At 42.2% G+C, this 23,163-nt stretch carries 27 protein-coding genes; 2 read left to right on the top strand and 25 right to left on the bottom strand.

Annotated features, from left to right (window positions below; translation table 11 throughout):
- Window positions 1–144: 144 nt before the first annotated feature.
- From AXI57_RS11110 to AXI57_RS11080, 7 genes are all read right to left on the bottom strand, one after another.
- Window positions 145–876, bottom strand: a complete 732-nt coding sequence (locus AXI57_RS11110) for a hypothetical protein (RefSeq protein WP_061670086.1) — start codon at window positions 874–876, stop codon at window positions 145–147.
- Between the two features lie 21 nt (window positions 877–897).
- Window positions 898–1,101: a DUF2768 domain-containing protein gene (locus AXI57_RS11105; RefSeq protein WP_004429748.1), complete on the bottom strand. Its 204-nt coding sequence runs from the start codon at window positions 1,099–1,101 to the stop codon at window positions 898–900.
- Between the two features lie 341 nt (window positions 1,102–1,442).
- Window positions 1,443–2,480 (bottom strand): NAD(P)H-dependent glycerol-3-phosphate dehydrogenase, encoded by a 1,038-nt coding sequence (locus AXI57_RS11100; RefSeq protein ID WP_061670085.1) that lies wholly within the window; start codon window positions 2,478–2,480, stop codon window positions 1,443–1,445.
- Window positions 2,481–2,497: 17 nt separating this feature from the next.
- Entirely contained in the window at window positions 2,498–3,808 is a 1,311-nt protein-coding gene (der, locus tag AXI57_RS11095; protein ID WP_004429746.1) for a ribosome biogenesis GTPase Der, read from the bottom strand.
- Between the two features lie 157 nt (window positions 3,809–3,965).
- Window positions 3,966–4,160: a capping complex subunit for YIEGIA gene (locus AXI57_RS11090; protein ID WP_004429745.1), complete on the bottom strand. Its 195-nt coding sequence runs from the start codon at window positions 4,158–4,160 to the stop codon at window positions 3,966–3,968.
- The gene (locus tag AXI57_RS11085) at window positions 4,157–5,050 is read right to left on the bottom strand and encodes a YIEGIA family protein (RefSeq protein ID WP_004429744.1); all 894 of its coding nucleotides are present in this window, start codon (window positions 5,048–5,050) and stop codon (window positions 4,157–4,159) included. The genes AXI57_RS11090 and AXI57_RS11085 overlap by 4 nt, the downstream gene beginning before the upstream one ends.
- Window positions 5,047–5,649, bottom strand: coding sequence for a YphA family membrane protein (locus tag AXI57_RS11080; protein WP_061670084.1), 603 nt, complete (start codon window positions 5,647–5,649; stop codon window positions 5,047–5,049). The genes AXI57_RS11085 and AXI57_RS11080 overlap by 4 nt, the downstream gene beginning before the upstream one ends.
- Before the next feature lie 80 nt (window positions 5,650–5,729).
- Here AXI57_RS11080 and AXI57_RS20865 point away from each other — a divergent pair, with 80 nt between their 5' ends.
- Window positions 5,730–5,861, top strand: a complete 132-nt coding sequence (locus AXI57_RS20865; RefSeq protein WP_004429742.1) for a YpzI family protein — start codon at window positions 5,730–5,732, stop codon at window positions 5,859–5,861.
- A 50-nt stretch (window positions 5,862–5,911) separates the two neighbouring features.
- Here the strand turns inward: AXI57_RS20865 and fni are convergent, their stop codons facing one another.
- The 17 genes from fni to AXI57_RS11000 all read right to left on the bottom strand — a co-directional run bounded on the left by fni (window position 5,912) and on the right by AXI57_RS11000 (window position 21,966).
- Window positions 5,912–6,961 carry a type 2 isopentenyl-diphosphate Delta-isomerase gene (gene fni / locus AXI57_RS11075; RefSeq protein WP_061670249.1) on the bottom strand — a complete coding sequence of 350 codons (1,050 nt, stop codon included), beginning with the start codon at window positions 6,959–6,961 and terminating at the stop codon, window positions 5,912–5,914.
- A gap of 12 nt (window positions 6,962–6,973) precedes the next feature.
- Window positions 6,974–8,122, bottom strand: coding sequence for a 30S ribosomal protein S1 (gene rpsA / locus AXI57_RS11070; RefSeq protein WP_004429740.1), 1,149 nt, complete (start codon window positions 8,120–8,122; stop codon window positions 6,974–6,976).
- A 220-nt stretch (window positions 8,123–8,342) separates the two neighbouring features.
- Entirely contained in the window at window positions 8,343–9,029 is a 687-nt protein-coding gene (gene cmk, locus AXI57_RS11065; RefSeq protein WP_061670083.1) for a (d)CMP kinase, read from the bottom strand.
- A gap of 78 nt (window positions 9,030–9,107) precedes the next feature.
- The gene (locus AXI57_RS21350; RefSeq protein WP_004429738.1) at window positions 9,108–9,284 is read right to left on the bottom strand and encodes a YpfB family protein; all 177 of its coding nucleotides are present in this window, start codon (window positions 9,282–9,284) and stop codon (window positions 9,108–9,110) included.
- Window positions 9,285–9,330: 46 nt separating this feature from the next.
- Entirely contained in the window at window positions 9,331–9,987 is a 657-nt protein-coding gene (locus AXI57_RS11060; RefSeq protein ID WP_061670082.1) for a flagellar brake protein, read from the bottom strand.
- A gap of 96 nt (window positions 9,988–10,083) precedes the next feature.
- On the bottom strand, window positions 10,084–11,433 hold the full coding sequence (gene ypeB, locus AXI57_RS11055) for a germination protein YpeB (protein WP_061670081.1): 1,350 nt from the start codon (window positions 11,431–11,433) through the stop codon (window positions 10,084–10,086).
- Between the two features lie 34 nt (window positions 11,434–11,467).
- A complete protein-coding gene (sleB, locus tag AXI57_RS11050) occupies window positions 11,468–12,397 on the bottom strand; it encodes a spore cortex-lytic enzyme (protein ID WP_061670080.1) in 930 nt (309 codons plus the stop codon).
- 144 nt (window positions 12,398–12,541) lie between these two features.
- Window positions 12,542–13,198, bottom strand: a complete 657-nt coding sequence (gene prsW / locus AXI57_RS11045) for a glutamic-type intramembrane protease PrsW (protein WP_004429730.1) — start codon at window positions 13,196–13,198, stop codon at window positions 12,542–12,544.
- 132 nt (window positions 13,199–13,330) lie between these two features.
- The gene (locus AXI57_RS11040) at window positions 13,331–14,305 is read right to left on the bottom strand and encodes a YpdA family putative bacillithiol disulfide reductase (protein ID WP_061572954.1); all 975 of its coding nucleotides are present in this window, start codon (window positions 14,303–14,305) and stop codon (window positions 13,331–13,333) included.
- 107 nt (window positions 14,306–14,412) lie between these two features.
- Window positions 14,413–15,687 (bottom strand): NAD-specific glutamate dehydrogenase, encoded by a 1,275-nt coding sequence (gudB, locus tag AXI57_RS11035; RefSeq protein WP_004429726.1) that lies wholly within the window; start codon window positions 15,685–15,687, stop codon window positions 14,413–14,415.
- Window positions 15,688–15,854: 167 nt separating this feature from the next.
- A complete protein-coding gene (locus tag AXI57_RS11030) occupies window positions 15,855–16,439 on the bottom strand; it encodes a genetic competence negative regulator (RefSeq protein ID WP_004429724.1) in 585 nt (194 codons plus the stop codon).
- 167 nt (window positions 16,440–16,606) lie between these two features.
- On the bottom strand, window positions 16,607–17,392 hold the full coding sequence (locus AXI57_RS11025; RefSeq protein ID WP_061670079.1) for a metallophosphoesterase: 786 nt from the start codon (window positions 17,390–17,392) through the stop codon (window positions 16,607–16,609).
- 83 nt (window positions 17,393–17,475) lie between these two features.
- The gene (locus AXI57_RS11020; RefSeq protein WP_061670078.1) at window positions 17,476–17,934 is read right to left on the bottom strand and encodes a YpbF family protein; all 459 of its coding nucleotides are present in this window, start codon (window positions 17,932–17,934) and stop codon (window positions 17,476–17,478) included.
- A gap of 65 nt (window positions 17,935–17,999) precedes the next feature.
- Window positions 18,000–18,845: a LysM peptidoglycan-binding domain-containing protein gene (locus AXI57_RS11015; protein ID WP_061670077.1), complete on the bottom strand. Its 846-nt coding sequence runs from the start codon at window positions 18,843–18,845 to the stop codon at window positions 18,000–18,002.
- A complete protein-coding gene (locus AXI57_RS11010; protein WP_303740894.1) occupies window positions 18,805–19,410 on the bottom strand; it encodes a CPBP family intramembrane glutamic endopeptidase in 606 nt (201 codons plus the stop codon). Before AXI57_RS11010 ends, AXI57_RS11015 begins: the two co-directional genes overlap by 41 nt.
- Window positions 19,411–19,424: 14 nt before the next feature.
- Window positions 19,425–20,915, bottom strand: a complete 1,491-nt coding sequence (locus AXI57_RS11005) for a RecQ family ATP-dependent DNA helicase (protein WP_061670076.1) — start codon at window positions 20,913–20,915, stop codon at window positions 19,425–19,427.
- A complete protein-coding gene (locus AXI57_RS11000) occupies window positions 20,908–21,966 on the bottom strand; it encodes a YpbB family protein (protein WP_061670248.1) in 1,059 nt (352 codons plus the stop codon). Before AXI57_RS11000 ends, AXI57_RS11005 begins: the two co-directional genes overlap by 8 nt.
- A 267-nt stretch (window positions 21,967–22,233) precedes the next feature.
- Between AXI57_RS11000 and AXI57_RS10995 the strand changes: the two genes are divergently transcribed.
- Complete coding sequence (locus AXI57_RS10995; RefSeq protein WP_004429710.1) at window positions 22,234–22,482, top strand: ferredoxin; 249 nt, start codon at window positions 22,234–22,236, stop codon at window positions 22,480–22,482.
- Window positions 22,483–22,553: 71 nt separating this feature from the next.
- Here the strand turns inward: AXI57_RS10995 and AXI57_RS10990 are convergent, their stop codons facing one another.
- Window positions 22,554–23,132: an ECF transporter S component gene (locus AXI57_RS10990; protein ID WP_004429709.1), complete on the bottom strand. Its 579-nt coding sequence runs from the start codon at window positions 23,130–23,132 to the stop codon at window positions 22,554–22,556.
- Between the last annotated feature and the right edge of the window lie 31 nt (window positions 23,133–23,163).

Genomic DNA, 23,163 nt, shown 5'->3' with positions numbered 1-23,163 from the left:
TTCACCTTCATCAATCAAATACAGGACACTATATGTGTATGACGTTGTCCTATTTCAATATGACACCTTTAGAAAATTTTCAATTCTCATTCTAGTAAAGTATGAAAAAACCTTTCTCCCTATTTGTATGCGAGGGAGAAAGGTTCATTCCTGTTTCATATCATTTTCTAAAAAAACGGGTTCTTGTTTTTCATTAACGGTATACTTGACGGAAAACGCGGGTACAAAGGGTGTCTCTTCCCAAATGATATCCTGGATTTCAGCGCCGGGCTTGAGATCTTTTTTGCTTTGTTTCATACAATCAGCCAAATCAATTCTGTAATCAGCATAGATGTCTCCATCGCCTCCGATCATAAGCGGCAGAGAGGCTCCCGATATGGGGCTTGTGACGGTGAGCGCATGCTTCATACCCAATTTCTTCGCGTCTAAGGTGAATAAATCACGGGATAATACATCCTCATAAGGGGGATAGCCTTGCTGTTCCTTGTACATTTTTACCCGAAGTTTGATATCACGGATTTTTTCAGCCATCTTTAAATCTATCAGCTTTACGGAAGGATTGTTCTCCACATCCACGAGCACATATTGGTAGTCTCCTCCGCTTTCAAAAGCTGTGCTTGGCGGTTCAGCGATATATCTCGGGGCCAAACGATTAAAATCAATCGGATATTTTTGATAAATCGGTGTTTTCATATCCTTTGTCTGAATCGGAAGAAGCCCTCCATTCGCCTCTTTAAACTTGTCAACCGCAGACTGAACCTGTTTTAATTGCTCCTCATAAGGAATGGCATTTTCAACTTTGCGCTCCTCCGGGTATAAGCACCCTGATAAAAGAATCGCAGAAAAGAAAATGAAGGCGCATTTCAGTTTGACCATACCACACTTCCTTTTGCACATTTATTCATTGACAGGGCCGCTGAAAACGACAATGATCACAATCAATCCCGATATCAGCATACAAGCGTAGGCAAGCGAAGACACGCCAGCTTTCAAAAAAGCATTTTTACATTTGTATCGGCTCATATAAATAGCTGCAACGGCGATGAACATTAAACCCATGGCTCCAAGTGCAAACCACATTTTCATTAATGCCAGACTCAAACGATCCGCCCCTTCCCCTGTATATATGTTATGTAAGCGTTATATTTCATTTTAATATACAAAGGTTGAAAAGATCAACAGATTTTCCAACCTTTGAAAGTACAAAAAAACTGAAGCAAAGGGGGGGCTTCGCTTCAGTCATATGACTATATTTACCTACACGTTTTAGATCCAGCTCTCTTGGACTTCGATGCTATAGTATGCAAGTGTCCGTACAGATGCATCCTCTCCTGCCTAAATCGCCAAAATGTTTCAAGCGATTCCGGGCCGGGAAGCTCCATTTTTTTCGTGATAATCGTTCAACCCAGAATATGCAGGCTGTCAGCGGATTGTCACTTTTTTTACTTCACTTGATTTTCAAACGTATTCACCAAATCCTCCATTTCGTGGGTTTTCACCCGCGCCATTAGGGATTCGACTGCTGTTTCTACTGTTTGCCCGTTAAAAAGAACCTGATGAAGAGCTTCTGTAATCGGCATTTTCACCTGATACTTTTCAGACAGCTGATAAGCCGCTTTTGTGGTGCGGACCCCTTCAACCACCATTCCCATTTCTTCAAGAACAGCTTCGAGTTTGTAACCTTTTCCAAGCATATTGCCGGCGCGCCAGTTTCTTGAATGAACGCTTGTACACGTCACAATCAGGTCCCCTACACCCGCTAAGCCTGAAAAGGTCAGCGGATTGCCGCCCATTTTTGTTCCGAGTCTGGCGATTTCGGCAAGTCCCCGCGTAATCAGGGCCGCCTTTGCATTATCTCCGTACCCTAAGCCGTCAGTGATCCCTGCTGCAAGGGCGATAATGTTTTTCAAAGCACCGCCGATTTCAACGCCGATAATATCCGGGTTTGTGTATACGCGGAAATTATGATTCATAAATAAATCCTGTACCTCTTCCGCCGACTGTATGCTTTTTGAAGAAGAAGTCACCGTAGTCGGGTGCCGCAGGCCGACTTCCTCTGCATGACTCGGTCCGGAAAGCACGACGATATCTTTTCTGATATCGGCAGGCAGCTCTTCTTCCATAATTTCCGAAATACGAAGAAGCGTGTCCGGTTCAATTCCTTTGCTGACGTGGACAAAGACAGCCTTTTTAGTAATATAAGGCACAGCTTGGCTTAATACTTCACGGATTGCTTTTGTCGGGACAGCGACAATAATGAAATCAGCATCCTTCAATGATTCCTGCAAATCTGTTGTTCCTGTAATTTCTTCAGGAAGCTTTACATCCGGCAAATAATCCTTGTTTTCATGACGTTCATTAATTTGACTGATAAGCTCAGGGCGGTGACCCCACATACACACTTGATGTCCGTTATCTGCAAGGACCAAAGCGAGTGCGGTTCCCCAGCTCCCAGCTCCGAGCATCGTCACTTTTTTCATAGTTGAATCACACCTTTTTATTTTCTCGCTCTTGCAAATATTTTAATTGGTGTCCCTTCAAAATCAAATGCATCTCTGATCCGATTTTCTAAAAACCTTTCGTAAGAGAAGTGCATAAGCTCCGGATCATTTACGAAAACGACAAAACTCGGCGGCTTTACAGCGACCTGTGTCGCATAGTAAATTTTCAGGCGCTGCCCATTATGCGTCGGTGTCGGATTCATCGCTACCGCGTCCATGATGATGTCATTTAAAACATTGGTCTGCACACGGAGCGAATGATTTTCACTCGCCTTAATTATAGCAGGCATCAGCGTATGAATGCGTTTTGTTGTTAAAGCCGACATGAATAGTATCGGCGCATAATCAAGAAATTGAAAATGATCGCGGATATTTTGCTCGAATTCTTTCATCGTCCGCTCATCTTTATCAACAGCATCCCATTTGTTCACAACAATGACTACAGCCTTGCCCGCTTCATGAGCATAGCCTGCAATACGCTTGTCCTGCTCAATGATACCTTCTTCCCCATCAAGCACAACGGCAACCACTTCTGAGCGGTCAATCGCTTTTAGCGCACGCAGCACACTGTATTTTTCGGTTGTTTCATATACTTTTCCTTTTTTTCTCATACCTGCAGTATCGACAATCACAAAATCCTGCTGATTGTAGCTGAACATTGTGTCCACTGCGTCTCTTGTTGTTCCGGCCACGTTGCTTACAATGACCCGCTCTTCTCCGAGCATAGCGTTAACAAGAGAAGATTTTCCGACATTCGGGCGTCCGATAAGGCAAAATTGCACAACTTCTTCGTTGTACTTTGTCTCCGGAATGTTTTTGAAATGTTCCGCTGCAGCGTCAAGCAAATCACCTAAACCCAGTCCGTGGGTGCCTGAAATCGGATATGGCTCTCCAAAACCAAGCGAGTAAAAATCATAAACATTCGCTCTCATTTCAGTATTATCCAATTTATTCACCGCAAGAACAACCGGCTTTTTCGTCCGGTACAGAATTTTGGCGACCTCTTCATCGGCTGCCGTCACTCCTTCACGGCCATTCACCATAAAAATGATGACATCCGCTTCATCCATGGCGATTTCAGCCTGCTGGCGAATCTGTGTCATAAACGGTTCATCACCGATATCAATACCGCCCGTATCAATCAGGTTAAAATCATAGTTCAGCCATTCAGCTGAGCTGTATATCCGGTCCCTGGTCACTCCAGGGGTATCTTCTACTATTGAGATTCTTTCACCCGCAATCCTATTAAAGATTGTGGACTTCCCTACATTCGGTCTCCCGACTATGGCTACGACAGGTTTACCCATTGTACCCTTCCTTTCAATCCAGCCGCTTTCATTTTTTACATAAATTTTCAACCGGTTATTAGTATTCTTATTTTTACTTTTTATGAAAAGAAACCCTTCAAACTGAAGGGCTTAACTCATTTATTATATCAGTTTTCAGTAAGATCACAACGTATTCTTAAAAATGTTTCACAATCAAATATAAGTCGTCCCCAATACGATGGGCAATTCCGTCAAGAATGGCTTCAAGATTTGTAGCGTAAAGCTCCATTTCCTTTTGATCTTCACAAAAAAAGATGGTTGTCCCGCCGATCGCCCGGTTTCGGTTGGTCGTTATGACAGCCAATACAAAATTCGTTAAGGAATCGCTCATTTTATCACCTTATCTTGCTTTTTAATAAATTCAGTCGGCATTCTGATCGCATTCTCAAGGGTCGGAACATTGCTGATAATCTGAAGCGCGGTATCCGGATGATGCACTTGCGGCAGAACGAAGATGCCGACTCGGCCGTCATTGAGATCCCGTTTTGCCAGCGGCGTAAGTGACGGTTCCCCTGAATCGCGATAGACGCCGAGCACATTGGAAACATCGAATAAAATAGCCTGCCGCTGTCCTAAGTTGGCAATTGTAGTAGCTGAATTAAAGTTTTTCGGTGTTAAAATAAATCCCATTCCATGCTTTAAAATCAGCTCTTGTTTCTCGGGCAACCCGATATTCATAATATAAATATTATCAACATACAAACCCGGTCCTTCAAAACGGGGCTTTATGTATTCAATATCCACTATATCTTTCAATACACTGCCGGACATGAATTTCATCGCGAGCAAGAAGCAAACAACCGCCGCAATTACAGCTGCCCATAAAGAGAAAAACACATAAGCTGATGTTGTGAGAAGCGCGGTGAATATAACAATATAATTTCTGCTTTCAAACGCGATCGCAATCCCCTCGATATATGTGCTGCCTCTGGACACAAGCTCATAAGAATCCATTTGGGTCAGCGTGTTCCGCTCCATATTCCGTACATCTCGAAATTGCGTTGCCGCTAATGTCAGAAAAGTAATCGCGGTAAATTCTTCTTCCAACAAAGCCGGCATAATAATCGCACCGAGGCCGGCAGCAATTAACCCAAGCGCAATATGGATCACTTTTCCATGGATATAGGTAGGATATTGGCGGTAATCAGTTTTCAGCATATAAAGCCTTGTCAGCACTCCTGCAATGACTCCCGCAATAATGGGATATACATAATTACTCATGACATTTTTGTGGCTCCTTTGTTGGATCTTTTGCCTTTTTGACTGAGTTGGCCGGCAAGCTGTTCACATTTCGAGATACCAAACAGCAAAATCGTGCCTGCTGAGCATGCATACAGCCATTTAAAATCACCAATACTGACTGCACCCGCAAATCTTTGAATGATGAAAGAGTACAAAAGCTCCCCCTGGCACATTCCAAGAACAAATAATGCAAGCCGCTCGCGAAAGTTCCTTTCAACCGCGGCTGTCACGACCGTAAAAACCATCACAACAACCCACTCAGGTTCTATGATGAACCAAACCGGATCATATAATGCAAAAAGAAAGACAAAAGCATACGCAAACACCAATGTCATATGCAAAACGATGTAACGGAGCCGTTTATACATACCCAAATAACCTCCAAAGGCACATGCAGCTGTATAAAACATCACGTATGCAGCATTCAGCGTAAAATAAAAAGTAAAGTGATGTATGCTTAAGATGATATTTGTCAAAATAAAAACAGATACGATAAACCGGCTTTTTGTCTTTTCGAGGATAAAAGTCGTCAGTATCCACAAAAACCACATTGACCAATAATAATAAAATGGTTCCATTTCGCGTTCCTCCATCTACACACAGTATGGGGCCGGAGAACGTTTTTTAAACCAGCTGATAAACGAAAAGGAGAATGATGATGGGAAGAGACAGACAGGAAAGAAAACTCAAAGCTTCTCACCGAGTGGAGTCAGACAGAGATCAGTCCATTCACCATAACGGCGCGACAGCCCTTGAGAAAAACGGGGAATTCAAAAAGAGGAAATCATAGCATTAAAAAAAAGCATACGAAAAGGATGACAAAGATTTTTTGTCATCCTTTTAACGTACGCTAAAAGCGGATGTATTCACGCCTCTCTCCTTCAGCCAATGGTGGGTATCTCCTTGTATGACGAGAGGAGCCTGCTGTAATTCAGGGATGGTTTTGGCCCCGAGCACAGTCATGATCACCTTTAGTTCTTGCAGAAGTTCACGGATCTCATCAATTAATCCGTCTTCCCCTTTAGCGGTAAGCGCCTTTAAGAAGTAGCCTGCCATTCCGGCAAAGGAAGCGCCGAGAGCGATCGCTTTGGCCACATCAAGCGCATGCTGCAGACCGCCGGAAGCGATAACAGCCTTATCGTGAAACTGTGATGTGATTTCAGCTAAGCTTGCAGCTGTTGAAATGCCCCACGAGTTAAAAAAGTTCAGTTGCTTATCTCTGCGGAGATTTTCAATTTTCGAGAAATTCGTGCCGCCGTAACCGCCGATATCAACGGCTGCCGCACCCGACTCATACAGCCTGGCAGCCGATTCTTTACTCATTCCAAATCCGACTTCCTTTACAATGACAGGCACTTCGAGCTCCTTGCACATCTGCTCAATTCGTCCAAGCGCGCCGCTGAAGCTTCTGTCCCCTTCCGGCATGACAATTTCCTGAATGACGTTCAGATGGATTTGCAGAGCATCCGCCTCAAGCATTGAAACAGCCCGTTTCGCCTGTTCTGCTGTCGCTTCACTGCCTAAATTAGCAAAAATAAGCCCATCAGGATTTTCTTTTCTCACAATTTCATAAGAAAAGCGTTCAGAAGGGTCTTTAAGAGCCGACATTTGCGAACCCACAGCAAGAGGAATATCCGCCTCCCGCGCCGCTCTCGCCAGCGATTTATTAATTTCATATGTATGTTGTCCGCCGCCGCCCGTCATTGCATTGATAAAAATCGGCGAACTGCTCGTAAGTTCGCCGATTTTTGTTGTTATATCCACTTGTTCTAATGCAAGATCGGGAAGACTGACATGAACAAACGTTATATCGTCAAGACCTGTCTCTCGTTTTTGTCCGGTAGACAGCGCGTGATCTATATGTTGTCTTTTGCGTTCTGCTCGTGTCACGTTCATCACCAATTATTTTAGTTTATTAAGTTTATCACCAATTAGATCTCCAAGCTGGAAACCGGAGCTTTGTTCTTCTTTGGCCTGATACTGGCGATAGTCTTCTTGACCGCCTTGAGGCGCTTCTTCCAGTTCACGCATGCTAAGTGAGATGCGTTCCTCGCCTTCATTCACATCAAGGACTTTCACTTTTACATCTTGCCCTTCTTCCAAAACTTCATGCGGTGTGCCGATATGTTTATTGGAAATTTGTGAAATGTGCACAAGGCCTTCCACTCCGGGGAGAATCTCGACAAACGCACCGAAGCTTACGAGGCGCTGAACCTTTCCTTCAAGAACATCGCCTTTTTTGACTTTTTCGCCAATCTGGCTCCAAGGTCCCGGAAGCGTCTCTTTAATAGATAAAGAAATACGCTCATTATCGCGGTCTACAGAAAGGACTTTCACCTTCACTTCCTGGCCTTCTTCCACCACATCAGATGGCTTTTCCACATGAGAATGGGAAAGCTGCGAAATGTGGACAAGACCGTCGATCCCGCCAATATCTACAAACGCTCCGAAGTCAGTCAAACGCTGCACTTTACCTTCAAGCACACTTCCGACTTCTAAAGTTTGCAGAAATTCTTGTTTTTTATTTGTTTGCTCTTTTTCTACGACAGCACGATGTGACAGGATGACTCTGTTTTTATCCCTGTCAAGCTCCACTACGATTAAAGTAAGCGTTCTTCCTTTATAATCAGTGAAATCCTCGACAAAGTGAGCCTCAACAAGCGACGCAGGAATAAAACCGCGAACGCCGATATCAACCACGAGCCCGCCTTTTACCACATCTTTCACTTCAGCTTCAAACACTTCTTTTGTTTCAAATTTTTCCTCAAGGTCTTCCCAAGCGCGGTCTGCATCAACAGCACGTTTAGATAAAATCAAAGCATCGTCTTCCACTTTCGTCACTTTCAGGTCAAGCTCGTCGTCAGCCTTTACGACATCCGATGCTTTCTCTACATGAAGACTTGATAATTCACTGATTGGAATAATGCCGGACTGCTTGACGTTGATAATCTCAACATCCACATGCTTGTCCTCCACTTTTGTAACAATTCCTTTTACTACATCTCCAACCTCTGGCACTTGAACATCAATTTGATTCATTTCCTCTGTCATTTGAATAACCTCCTTGGTCCAAACCTACACAGCTTAATTAAAACGGTTTGAAAGCTGAACATGCAAAATGCCCGCTTTTAGCCGAATATGTATTAAAGAATCATTCAAAAAAAGATTTTGAATGACCAATAAAAAGTTTTATTAGTATTAACTTCTAATAAAAGGACAGGTTTGTCAAGCAATAACATCTTGTCTTTGTTGAAAAATTTCAAAAAAGAAGTTACTTATCGGCTGGACGGGACTTTTGATCTGCAATCTCGAGTATTCTGCCCGCCACTTCGTCAATTGAGAGTGATGTTGTATCAATTTCGACCGCATCATCCGCTTTGCGAAGGGGCGAAACTTCCCGCTCGGAATCCAGCTTATCTCTTCTGGCGATTTCTTCAATTAACGTTTCGTAGTTTACGTCATAGCCCTTTTTTACGTTTTCTTCAAAACGGCGATTGGCCCTCTCTTCAACAGACGCCAAGAGAAAGATTTTCACTTCCGCATTCGGCAGCACATGAGTGCCGATGTCACGCCCGTCCATGACAACGCCGCCTTTGTCTCCCAGCAGCTGCTGTCTTCTGACCATTTCTTCTCTGACTGATCTGTGCTTGGCTACGATAGAAACTTGATTGCTGACTTCATCTTTTCTGATGTCTTCTGTCACATCATTTCCGTTTACTAATACTTTTTGTCCTTCTTTTGATGTGATCAATTCAATAGTTGTTTTTTCCAGCAGCTCTGACAGCATTTTTTCATCCGTTAAATCTGCTGATTCCTTGAGCGCTACATATGTAATAGCCCGGTACATCGCTCCTGTATCAATATAAACATATGACCTTTTTTCAGCTACAATTTTTGCTACAGTGCTTTTCCCCGCAGCTGCCGGTCCATCAATAGCAATTGATAATTTCTTCTCCATAATCTCTCTCCTTGCTCTTTTCTCCTCTATGGATTGTATCATGAACTATACAAAAAAGGGTGAAAAAATTGACGATACTTACGGCTTAAATGTCTCTATCCACTCTTCAATTTCCATTTTATCGACCCCTTCATATCGAACGGCTTTTGATACATATGGTTCAATATGTTGATAATGAAAAAGACACTGGACACCGATCAATATCACTGCCTGGACGAGCAATAATTTAACCAGCAGGCGTTCAAAAGTTTTCATTACGGCGCACCTCCAATACAAATAGTATGGAAATGTTTACCCCTGTTTATTCCGCGAGCCCCTTTCTTCTATTTTCAAGCTGGCGCCTAAAGCAGTATTGCAGTACGAGCTGCTGCTGATCTGAGGCAATATTAGAGTATTCCAGCGTCATTTTATATTTTGTTGATTTTGTATCATAAAAGACGCGTTTAACGATTGCGTCTGTGTCGACCTGAAGCGTTTTTTTCTCTTCAGGAAGGCAGATTCGCAAATGCAGCTCTTCCTCAGGCATAAAGGACAGGTTTTCCGGCAATAGAAGCACAATTCCTCCGGCACTGATGTTGTATGAAAAAGTTTGAAACGTTTTTTGATCGCTGTTCCTTTGAACATATACATCTAATATGGCGCTGATCCGCAGATATTGCCGCCTTTGTATTCTTTTTATCTGTTCTTGGCTGGGAAGCGACAGGCAAATCATCGGAATTTTGTCCTTCTTTCTTCCTTTCACGCTGCTTTTAAATTGATACGGCATTTCATCTTTTCCGACAAATTCCACCATCACTTCAGTGCCGTTATGTAAAAAGACCGTCCGGCCTGTATGCTGATCGACTGGGTATGCAATAAACAGCTCACCGTTTTCCACACTCACGGCTTTACTTTTTACTGTTTTCAATTGGCTTTCTTCTTTATATTCAATTGTTACACTATCCCCGACATCTATCATGAAATTCACTCTTTCATTTTCAATATGCTTCACTTTTTTATTAAAGCATGTTATGTAAAAAAGGAAAAGACATTTAGTCCTTTCCTCCTTGTTTTTTTATAGGTCTTTGTATATAGGTTCAGCATTTTTTAGTTTTTCGACATTTTCTTCTGTTCCGTCATCGGCATTAATAAACATCCTGTACGTATCGTTTTCAATCGTACCGAGCATCTCGTAGCAAAGCACTTCCTTCCCGAGCTCGTTTGTGATAATTGCAAGTCTTGTTTCTTTCACATCCACGTTTTTGTTCAGTTTTTCTTTTGCTTCGTCAACAGAAAGAGCCGGCTTAGGAATATCTCTTGTGCGGTGTGCCGCTAAAAAGTCACGCGCTGAAAAACCGACGACCTCACCATCATCAAGCGCCACTTTCATACGAATGGCTTCCGGATAAAGCCGCACATTCTTTTCAACCGGGACGTATGAAAATACACCGATTTTGTCATACTGGGCACTTTCATCTATTTCAAGGTCCTTTGTCTCATATCCATTTTTCTTCAAGAACGCAAGCGCTTTGTTTGAGGCGTCATTCAAACTGATTTTCTGTTTGTTTACTTCTCTGTTTTGAATGAGATAAACAGGATGTCCGCCTTTTTGGGTAATGTCCATATAGATTGCTGCTTTTTGGTCCGGGTCTTTCATACTGACGCTATAAACGTCCCGATTTGTTTTTTTGCCGCTTTTATTTACTTTAATTGAATAGTTATCGTCCGGAGCAAAGCGCTGAGCGATGTTCTTTGCTTCTTGTTCAGTTATTTGTTTTCCTTTCAGATGGGCGAATCCTTTGTCTTCTTTTTTCGTGCTTGTGAAGGTCGGGCCGAACTCGGATTCAGAGAATGACCCTACGTTTTTTTCAACTGTTTTAAAGCTGTTTATGATCGTATTGTCACTCTGTTTTTCATCGGACGCAAGCGCCATCTCAACATCCATCCAGCGTAAGTTTTTGCTCATAACGAGATGCTGGACATGGCGCAATTCATTTTGAATATCCTCTGACTTCTGATACAGCTTATTGAGGGATGAATATTCTTTTTTATCGAGCGGCTTTTGATCTAAATCCCTGATTGATGCTTTGTAACTGAAATCCCCGATATTGGATAAAAACTCTTCCGTTTTATTAAACGGCATTAAGGTAAGCGGAAGCTGGCTCACGTTGTTGTGTGCTTCCGCGGTAATCCGCCATACGTCTACCAAAGCGGGAGACAGTGATTTTTTGCTGTTCATGGCCAATGTCGTTCCGATTTTATCATGAAGCTGGTCAACTTGATACGTCAGGTCATGGAATGCTCTCTGGTAGTTATTTTCAGCATGGAGAAGCACAGCGTCTTTTTCTTGGTGCTCTTTATATCCCCAGTAGCTTGTGCCGACGATGGCGATTCCCAGTACGGCGATTAAAATTCCTCTAATCATTTGTCACACCTCTTTTTTATGCTTTTTCATGCTCTTACTCACAGAAAATGTGTTTTCCGATTCTTTTAATCTGCGGTCGTCCCCAAATCCATGCGCTTGTCGCTGTATCCGGATTAAAATAGTAAAGGGCTTCTTCAGTTGGGTCCCAGCCATTTATCGCATCAAGCACTGCTTCTTTGGCCCGTTCATTCGGCTGCATATAAATCTGGCCGTCGGCAACCGCTGTAAAGGCGAGCGGTTCAAAAATAACTCCCGCTACCGTATTTGGGAACAATGGACTGTTAATACGGTTTAAAATAACGGCTGCGATCGCCACCTGCCCCTCGTATGGCTCGCCCCTTGCTTCACCATATACTGCTTGAGAGAGAAGCTGAATATCATTATTTGAAAACCCTCCCGGCATATTTGCCGCAACAGCATCCGGTTTTTTTTCCGGTGTTTTTTGTGCCGGTGCGTTCTTTTGTGCTTGCTGATTGCCAGCTGATTTGTTCTGCGCTTTTTGGTTTTGGTCAGGCTGGGTTTGCCGCGCCTCCGCCTTCTGCCTTGCTTGTTGGGTAGCTGCTTTAGACGGCTTTGTTTGATACTTTAACGGAATTTTTCCGTAGTGTGTAAATGTATTTCCTTTTTGAAGCTGCTCAACCACATATTCCCGATAATATTTGGATTTTGAAATTAAGATTTGTTTCGTTTGCGCTCCGACAAGACCGTCAATTTCTTTTAAACCGAACTGGTTTTGAAAGTTCCTTACCGCCCAGTACGTTCCCCATCCATAGACCCCGTCTATCTTGCCATTATAGTATCCGTTGTATTGAAGACGCGCTTGTAATTCAATAACGTCATCTCCCGTCGCCCCTCTTTGAATCACTTGATTTGAAAAGGCATAAATCTTCTCGCAATTTGAAAAAGCGGTTATTGTAAAGGAAAAAAGGATGAGACATACCATGATCGCACCTTTGGACTTCATCTTTTCAAGCCTCCTACAGCAAATTTTTAGTGTAGTCGTATTTTCTGTAGCAAGGTTATTTTTATACACTCTTTCCTTCTTATCCCTCTTAACATTCTTCCTGCAGGCATAAAAAAAAGCTGCACGAGTGGGCAGCTTCCAACATTATAATTGCATCATATTGACGGTGCGGGCTTTCTTCGCTTTCCTTAAACCAAACCACCATAAAAAAAGCATAAAGGGGATCATGTAATAGCCCCAATTATGAAGGGCTGTCAGAATAAAATCATACGACCCGTGAAGGGTTGAAGGAATTACCAATGAGAGAAGCAGCCATTTCAAGCGGGCTTTCTGATCCGAAAAACGTGCTTTTCCAAGGTAAAATCCCATAATAACGCCAAGGAGAGCATGACATGAAACAGGTAAAAGCGCTCTCACAAAAGCATGTTCCACTCCATGGCCAACTAAATAGAGAATATTTTCAAGGGTTGCGAATCCAAGGGAGACGCTGGCCCCGTATACAATCCCGTCATAATGTTCATCAAAATGGGCGTGAGGATATACACTTACCATCAGGATAAACCATTTTAACGATTCCTCTAAAACACCTGACGATAAGAAAGAAACAAACAAATTTCCGGCTCCCACATTTTCTTTTTCTAATACATATTGGATAAACATGGTAGGGAATACAAGTACAACACCTAGAAAAAAAGAACGCAGCACCATGTGTACAGGTTCATTGTCATACTGATCTTTTAGATAAAAATAGCTTAACAGCGCGATGCCTGGAGCTATTCCTGCAGAGATGATTGCAAACATCAGGCAACCTCTTTCCTTTAAATTCCTATAACTATCGTATCATGTTGTTTATCATTTTACATCTGCCTTTTATGAAAAACCGCAAAAAAGAGCATATGAATCTTTTTCATATGCCCCATTCTTACAAGATGTTTAATGATGATTTCTTTTTGATATTTCAGATGCGATTAATCCACCGTGGAAACGCCCGTTTTCAATAAAAATCTCATTGGCATTATTGCCGGCAGCGATAACCCCCGCAATAAAAACACCTTCCACATTTGTTTCCATCGTTTCTTCGTTAAAATAAGGACGGCCTGATTCTTCGTCTATCTTCACGCCGATTTTTTTAAGAAAACCGTGATCCGGATGGTAGCCTGTCATGGCAAATACAACATCATTTTTTATGCTCACCAATTCGTTTTGTCCGGAACGGAACATTACTTTATCTTCCGTGATTTCTTCAACACATGCACCAAACTCCATACGGATTGTTCCGTTTCTCACAAGAGCTTCAAACTCCGGCAGTATCCAAGGCTTAATGCTTGATGAGTACTCTTTCCCTCTGTACAATACCGTAACCCGTGCTCCGCATTTCACTAACTCCAGCGCGGCGTCAACACTTGAGTTTTTCCCGCCGATGACCACAACATCTTTATCAAAGTATGGATGGCCTTCTTTGAAATAATGAAAAACTTTAGGCAGCTGTTCCCCCGGAAGGTTCATATAATTCGGATTGTCATAATAGCCTGTTGCGATAATGCAGTACGGTGTCACATAAGTTCCTTTCGATGTCTCGATCAGAAATTTGTTTCCGTCTGTTTTCGTAACGGTCTGCACCGTTTCAAATGCATTTACGCGTATGTCTTTGCGTCTGACAACTTCCCGGTAATAAGACAAGGCTTGAATTCTAACGGGTTTTCTGTTTTCAGTGATAAACGCCACATCACCGATTTCAAGCTTTTCACTTGAGCTGAAAAAGGTTTGATGGGTCGGATAATTGTATATACTGTTGACCACATTTCCTTTTTCGATAACAAGTGCATCAATGCCAATTTGTTTTAGGTGAATGGCTGCTGATAATCCACATGGCCCCCCGCCAATAACTATTGCTTTTTCTTCAATCATTTCCTTCAACTCCTGCGATTGGCAATTCCATCAAGATATTCCGTTCATAAATAAAAAATCTCCTATATCATCATAGGAGATTTTTTATTTTTATGCAAATGATTGACTTAGATCCAGCCTCTGAAACGAGAAGCTTCAGCCATTTTTCGAACACCGACCATGTAGGCTGCAAGCCTCATGTCAATTCTCCGGTTCTGCGCCATATCATAGATATTATTAAATGATTTGACCATCATTTTTTCAAGTTTTTCTTCAACTTCTTCTTCGCTCCAGTAAAAGCCTTGATTATTTTGCACCCATTCAAAATAGGAAACCGTAACGCCGCCTGCACTTGCAAGAACGTCAGGAACAAGCAGAATATCCCTACCTGAAAGGATTTTCGTCCCTTCCAGCGTTGTCGGACCATTAGCCGCTTCGACAACGATTTTAGCTTGAATGTTATGGGCATTTTCTTCTGTAATTTGATTTTCAATCGCAGCGGGAACGAGAATGTCACATTCTAATTCAAGCAGCTCTTGGTTCGTAATCGTATCATTAAACAGTTTCGTTACTGTTCCAAAGCTGTCCCGGCGGTCTAGCAAATAATCAATGTCAAGTCCGGACGGATCATAAAGTCCGCCGTATGCATCGGAAATCCCGACGACCTTGGCTCCGGCATCATGCATGAATTTCGCCAAATAGCTTCCCGCGTTTCCGAAGCCCTGAACGACTACACGCGCACCTTGAATGTCAATGCCTTTTTTCTTAGCCGCTTCTTTTATGCAGATGGTTACGCCTTTTGCAGTTGCTGATTCTCTTCCGTGAGAACCTCCAAGCACAAGCGGCTTACCTGTAATAAAACCTGGTGAATTAAATTCATCAATTCTTGAATACTCATCCATCATCCAAGCCATAATTTGAGAATTGGTAAACACGTCTGGTGCAGGCACATCCTTTGTCGGCCCTACAATCTGGCTGATCGCTCTGACATAACCCCTACTCAGTCTTTCCAGTTCTCTGAATGACATATCCCTTGGATCACAAATAATTCCGCCTTTACCCCCGCCATAAGGAAGATCAATGATTCCGCATTTTAAACTCATCCAAATTGAAAGCGCCTTCACTTCTTTTTCTGTCACATTCGGGTGAAAACGAATTCCGCCTTTTGTCGGACCGACTGAATCATTGTGCTGGGCGCGATAACCAGTAAAAATCTTCACAGACCCGTCGTCCATGCGAACGGGTATTTTCACCGTTAATAATCTCATCGGTTCTTTTAATAATTCATAAACTTCCTCTGGATACCCCAATTTTTCAAGAGCCTTATGTATTACGGTTTGGGTTGATAATAATACATCAAGTTTGTCTTCTTCATTATGACCGGTGTTTCGATCGGCTACCATTAAGTTAACCTCCTAGAATCTTCTGTTTCTCACATGCTCCCTTTCAGAGAATAGTATACACCTTCATATCAGCTATGCATAGGTTAAACGTTAGTTTTTTGATGATTTTTACCTAAATTATCTAATAAAAAAAACCGCTGTCATAAACAGCAGTTTTTTTATATGTTTTATGAGAAATGAGTCCGGATCGTTTCAACAGCATTTCCGTCCATAATGACTTTCCCGTACTCTTGCAAGCGATAGATCGTTAAAGTGGTCGGGCTTCCGTATTCAGCCAATACTGCGACAACCCCTTCGGATGAACGGGAACCGAGATCGTCAAGGCTTAAAAAGTACTGGCCTTCATAATGGTAAACGGTCCCTCCCAAAATGCCGATGCGCTGCAGGCTTTCAGAAAGCTGGATAATATCTTCAAATGAATGGAATTGATAAATAATATCTGCACTTTCATCCAGCTTCACCTGCATCTCAATGTAATCGTCATCGTACTCCTCGTCCTCTGAATCCGCTTCCTGATTCTTTGTTACGATGACAACCATGCCTTGTGCTTGGAGAGAATACACTTCGACTGCGATAGGTCCATTCGCTTCAAATCCGAGCTCTGTATTTGCTTCATTCATCATATCTTTAAATAACTGGTGGACTTTAAATGAGTCCTTCCAGAGATCTTCTTTTGTCAGCCCTCGATCTGTCAAGTCATCGAGTGTCAAAAAGATTTTTATCTTATTATAATTCAGACGCTCAAGCCGCATAACGTTCCCTCCTGCCTCTTCTTGCACACAAATCATATAACACATTATATGAAATGATGAGTCATAGGTTCTTAATTTGTTATCAGTTTACACTGTGTTCACTGGTAAGACAAGCACAATGCAGTCTTTTCTTGAAGTGTCCGGCTATTTTTAGTAAAAATTGCATTTTATACAGAAGGATCTGGCGGTGCGGCAAGTGTCACAATATGCGTTTCCGGCTTAGCTCCGAACCGAAGCGGCACCTTCGTTGTGCCATAGCCGTTGCTGATGAGATAGCGCGCATTTTTCACATGGCCGGTCATCCCCAATTCATAAGGCCCGAACTTGCCAAACCGAATCTGTCCGCCATGTGTGTGTCCGCTGAAAACGACATCTATGCCGTCAGATTCGTTTATCTGTTCATGAATCGCAGGGTTGTGAGAAACAAGTATATTAAGCTGCTGTTTATCAACGTCCTTAATGGCAGCGGCATAATCGTCCATTTCCATCCTGATATCATCCACACCTGCAATTGTTACGGTATGCCCATTATAGAAATACGGTACCGATTCATTGCGTAAAGGTGTGACTTTGTATTTTTTACAGATCAAAAGAAGCTTCTGCTGGCTGACCTCATAATCATTATTTCCCCATACCAGCATGACAGGAGCAAGATCCGCAAGCCGTTTTATATTTTCTTCGATTCTTGCATAAGGAACGCCCCCCTCCGCTAAATCACCGCCAATAATGACAAGGTCAGGATGATGGCTTTCAGCTTCATGTAACAAGCCTCTGTCAACCGTACGTTTATGAATGTCAGAAATAAAAAAGATCGTAAGCGGGGTCATGCCTTTCATTTTTGGTAAAGCAAATGTGTGGGTTTTAAGGTGGTTACCTTTAGCAAGAGTATACATTTTCACCGTCATTGCCGCTGCTGCAGTCAGCGCGCCGGCCATTGCAACTGTAAGCTTCATAAAAACTCTCCATTCTTTATGACTTATCAATAAGACGGCCAATAAAAAAAAGACGTTTCTATCGTTTGAGAAAACGCCGCAATTTATTTACTTTCAAAATATAGATTGATGTCATATTGGTGCTTCATCATTTGAAAAACAGATTCTCTCGCCTTCCATTTTTCAGGCTGAGGCCACAGATCAGTGCTTTTTTGTATGATTTCACATCTCAGTTTGTGATACTCTCCCTCGGCTTTTTCTTCCTTCTTTTTAAAATAGTAAGACGTACAATATGCAAAAGCGGCCGCCATCATCCAAAATAAATAAACCGTATGGTTCAGAAACTCTTCAAGCATGATCTGAGGCGCTTGCTGATTTAGGCTGAAACCTTTAAAAATGAAAAATAAGCATAACAAACCAAAACAGATAAGCGAGGTCCACTGCCACCTTCGGCATTGCTTGGCGTAATTTTCATACTTTACTTTCCGTTTCACCAGCGCCTGAAGCATCTGTTTTGTCGGAGCGTCAGTAAAACGGTCTAATTGATCCCATATTCGTTCCATGCGCTTCACACCTTGTCCATCATTCATTGGTACAATATATGAGAGGCCTGCAAAATACATGCCTGTTAATTGGTCAGGGGAATGTTAAGAACTTGGCCGGTGTACACTTCATTGCCGTTTAGGTTATTATAATTGCGGATTTTATCTTCGCCGGCTCTGCTTTTATAATACTTCATGGAAATACGATATAAGGTTTCTTTCTTTTTGACCGTATGTTTCACAACTCGAGTTGCATCTTCTTTAGTCTGCGCTTGCTGAGTATCCTTTTGCACCGTCTTTGTTTCCTCTGGGGCAGGGGCAGCGGCAGCAGAAGCCTTGCTTTCTGACTTCTCATTGGCCTTGGTATCAACTTTTTTATGTATAGAGGACTCTTTCTCCTCTGTTGGTTCTTTTTTATTCTCCGAAGGCTTATTGTCCTCAGCTTGTTCTTTTTTACTCTCCGAAGGCTTATTGCCCTTCGCTTGTTCTTTTTTACTCACAGAGGATTCGAGATCCTCTGTTTTTTTATCTGTTTCTTGATCTTTTGTCTTTTTTGCGGAATCCTGCAATGCGACAGTATCTTCTGTTTCTTGTTGTTTTCTAGCCTTGGGCAGAGATTCATACTTGCTTTGGCTGCTGTCGATAAAGACATCTTCATAATCTTTATTCGGGTTAAACGGATCGCTTTTTGTGAAATACAGCAGACTTACAAACACGATAATCGGAACAAATACAAACAGTACAGCAAGAACCGTAAATAACGGTGTTTTGGTTTTGGCCTTTTCCTGCTTCTTTTTTCTCTGATCTTTTACTGACTGTCTTGACGGAAGAGTTTCATCCTGTTGGTCAACATGCTCTTCTTCAAAAACGTCTTTTTGCTGCTCATAAAGATTATGGGCTTTTCTTCTCTCTACTCTTGACATTTTCGTCATGCATTTCCCTCCTAACCTGTTGAAAACGAATCTGACAGGCAAACACTACATCAATGATAAAATGCGCCATAACCGGTACAAATAAATTATCGGTCCATTCATAGATAAGGCCAAGCAAAAAGCTGATCGCCGTCACCATGATAAAAAGCAGCCATTTTGTCAAATACCGAAAATGAAGAACGGCAAACACCAGGCTTGCAGTCCATAAACCGATATGTGTCTGCAATACGCCCCTAAATAAGATTTCCTCTGTAAAGGCAATCAGAAGCGTTAAAAATATAATATGAGGGACTGACCTCTTACTGAATAACTTTTTATTTATCCCGCCATCATCATATAAGTGAGGCGGACACCATTTCATCACTGCCAGATCCAATATAATAACAATAACAGCAAGCGAAACACCATACCATATAATACGGGGGTCCCGAATATTCCAAAGCTTAAAAAAGGCATTTGCATGCTGAAATAAAAACAGTCCTGCTACAGCCGACACAATTATAACAATTAGCTGTGTCATATATAATTGCTTTAGCATATCCCCATCTGACAGCTGGTCAATCAAATCTTTTTGTTGTTTCAGCACAGCTCACCTTCAGACTGGAGGCCGAATATTCGATTCAATTCTGATCGCCAGTTGTCAAACCGTTCCATTTTGTTACCTTCTCCTTTTTGTTCATAGGCGGTAAGATCGATACCGCAGCGGCTGCAGCATTGATTTTGCGTATGATCAGGCTTGTAAGCTTCGGAAAAATAAGAAAGCAGCGACTCCCTTAAACAGCTCTTTTGTTCCAGCAGTGCAGAAAGATGATACATTTTATCCAGCTTCAATTCCATGCGGTGCGACAATTCCTGAGTCATAAGCTCTATAGACGTCTTTCCGCTTAAAAATAGGTGGATGATGGTACGGGCCTGAGTCTCTGAAACGCCATGACTGATTAGGAGTTCCCTCAGTTTTTTTTCATCCCGCTCTTCAGTTGCTGTCAAAATGCTTAAGATCGAACTGATTTCATGATCAGCCAAATATTCCATCTGGATGATTTGCTGCTGCAGCTCAATATCTCCCGGAGCTCTTAATAAAATGCTGATGCTCGGCTTTCCGTCCCGCCCTGCTCTGCCGATCTCCTGCATAAAGGCTTCAGCAGTCTGAGGCTGGTGAAAATGAATAACATATCTGATATCCGCTTTATCTACGCCCATCCCAAAAGCGTTCGTACTGCAAATCACGTCCAGCTGATGATTGATAAATTGCTGCTGTATTAAAATTCTGTCGCCGGACTCCATTCCGCCGTGGTAAAAATCCGCTCTGCTGTTTGTTTTCGCTTTGATTTCAGCAGATAATTCTTCTGCCCACTTCCTTGTCGGACAATATACAATGCCAGGCCCCTGAAGCTGTTCGACGAGCTGGACCGTCCTGTGTATTTTTTCGGCAGTATCCGCCGCATTTTCAACCTTTAAAGCAATATTTGGCCGATTCACTGAATAGAGATGGCGGTCAGCATGCTGCAGGTCAAGCAAATTCATGACATCTAGCAAAGTATTCTTTGTGGCCGTAGCCGTTAGCGCAAGTACCGGCGGATGGCCAAGTGTCTTCCTGAGCTGTCCGAGCTTCGAATAATCCGGTCTGAAATCATGGCCCCATTCGGATATACAGTGGGCTTCATCAATAACGAAAAGACTGATCGGCACTCTTTTCAGCCTGTCTAAAACGTAATCTGACTGAAGAGCCTCCGGGGATAAATATAAAAATTTATAACGTCCAATGTTCTCCAAAATAGCATTTCTCTCATTCCGGCTCAGCATGCTGTTGAGAGCGGCTGCCCGTTTTTCTCCCAGCGCTTTCAGCTGCTGTACCTGGTCTTCCATTAAAGAAAGCAAAGGTGAAATGATAAGAACCATTCCGTCCAGCAAATACCCCGGCAGCTGATAGCAGAGCGATTTTCCTCCGCCAGTCGGCAGCATAGCAATCGTATCTTTTCCATTCAGTACACTTTGGATGATTTTCTCTTGCCCTTTTTTAAAGGTATGAAAACCAAAATTTTGATATAAGGCTTGTTGTAATTTATTCATATTGACTCACCGTTTTTGCCAGTGCCAGTCTAATTTGAAAGTAGCTAAACTGCTGATGCAACCCTTCCCGAATTCGTTTCATTTTATTGGTCTGCATATTCTTTGCAAACTCAACGATTCGCTGCTGTTCCTCTTTAGAAATATACTGTTCAATAAAAAATGAGGGCTGATGCAAAGAAATTTCCACGATATGATCTTCAATTGTCGCTGTTTTCAGGTTTCTTATATCCGCTATCCGTTCAATCGGAAAACCTTTTTGAACCAGATGCAGCGTTTTTCTTGCCGACTGTGTAAGGGCGCTCTCATGCACTGTATCAGAAAGAAGATCTGCTAAAACAGAATGTTCACAATGCGGGATGGATTGAATAAAATAATGTACAGCACCCCAAAACAGAATATAAACATACCGCTCATCTTCACGAAGTGAATCGGCAAGCTGCCTGTTTGTATAACCTATTCTTTCATATGAAGTTAATGAGTACACAAAAATAAACGCCTGTTTTTCACTGAGTTTGTTCAAATGATCTGTTATCAAGCCCCACACGCTGGCACTAAGGTCGTTATGGTCGGGATGGCGGCGCAAATAGCTTTTCACCCATTGCAAAATTTGAGTGTCTTTTGTAATGGGTGTATACCGCTGGCAATGATGCTGCTTATTTGATAACACCTGAACAAGAAGGGAGAACCTTTTCCAAAATATTTTTGCAGCCTGCTGGTGATAAGCTCCGTGGCAATGAGCGGGCCAAGGTCTGGCAAAAAGCGCCCGCTTCAATTCTTGTGCTCCCTCCGCTGTCACCCTGTATGTATCTGTTTCATTCATCGCTTTCACGAATGCGAGCTGCTTAAGCTTTTTCAGTGATGCTGTGATGTCACTCCTTGAACAGTCCGGAACCATTCCAAAATATTTTGCGATCTGAAATAATCCGGCATCTTGTATCGTTTGAGACGATCTCTTTCCTTTTAATAAATGAAAAACAGCGCTTTGAGACCGTTCTGCATCTATTTTTTCCAGACAGTCAAGTACCATAATATCGAAGTAATTTAATGACAACTGCCTCACCCACAATCTTTCTGACAAAAATCGATGTTTTCTTCTTTTTATTTTAACAGATTTTAAAGATAAATCGATGTTTAAAGTCGACATTCAAGGGGAGGTTATGTAGATAACCCCTTATGTGATAAGCATTCTCATTCATTTTTCTGTTGAAATGTAGCATCAACATCATTACAATAGGTAAAGGGAATAGGTGTTATATTAAAAAAATATAAAAGATTAATCCATTTGTTCCAATAAGAACAATCTGGGAGGTTTATTTTTATGGCAAAGTACACAATTGTAGACAAAGATACGTGCATTGCATGCGGAGCTTGCGGTGCTGCTGCACCAGACATTTATGATTATGATGATGAGGGCATTGCATTCGTCACGCTTGATGAAAATAAAGGTGTTGTCGAAGTTCCGGATGTGCTTGAAGAGGATATGATTGATGCATTTGAAGGATGCCCGACTGATTCCATCAAGGTTGCGGATGAGCCGTTCGAAGGCGACCCGCTTAAGTTCGAATAGAAAAAGCTCCCTGTCATTGGGAGCTTTTTTAATATGTTGCGCCAGGTCTTTTAACAGACCTGGCGCATTTTTTATGAATCAATGGTTTGAAGGTTTCTTTGCTGTTCAATCCAAGGTTTAAGCTTCGTAAAGATTAAAGTGAAGACGATCGTGATAATGATCCCTTTTACAATATTAAACGGCAATATTCCCGCGACAACCGCTGTTTTCAAAGCGCTGTCTGATAATGCCGGCGAATGTAAAAACCATGTGTAAGCAGGTAGAATGAGAACATAATTCAAAATGCTCATTAAGGCCGTCATGGCTGCAGTTCCCGCAAGCAGGCTCACAGCCAGTCCCTTTGCCGAATTTAACCTTTTAAATAAGAAAGCAGTCGGCAGAATAAACAGTGTTCCTGCGATAAAGTTTGCAACCTGCCCCACAGGTACGCCGGCCATGCTTCCCTGAATCATATATTGAAGAACATTTTTTATCCCTTCAACGGCAATGCCCGCTGCCGGTCCGTATAGAAGAATGGCGATAATGGCAGGAACATCACTGAAATCAATTTTTAAATAATCAGGAAGACCCGGAAACGGGAAATTTAACAGCATTAATACAAACGCGATGCTGCTAAGCATACTGATAACCACTAATTTTTTCACTTTCATTTTGAGCTCTCTCCTTTTCGATCATATCTCT

The sequence above is a fragment of the Bacillus atrophaeus genome (assembly GCF_001584335.1).
In the GTDB taxonomy this organism is placed as follows: Bacteria; Bacillota; Bacilli; order Bacillales; family Bacillaceae; genus Bacillus; species Bacillus atrophaeus.
Note: the sequence above shows the minus strand (reverse complement) of the source record. Positions and strands in the feature narration are given on the sequence as shown.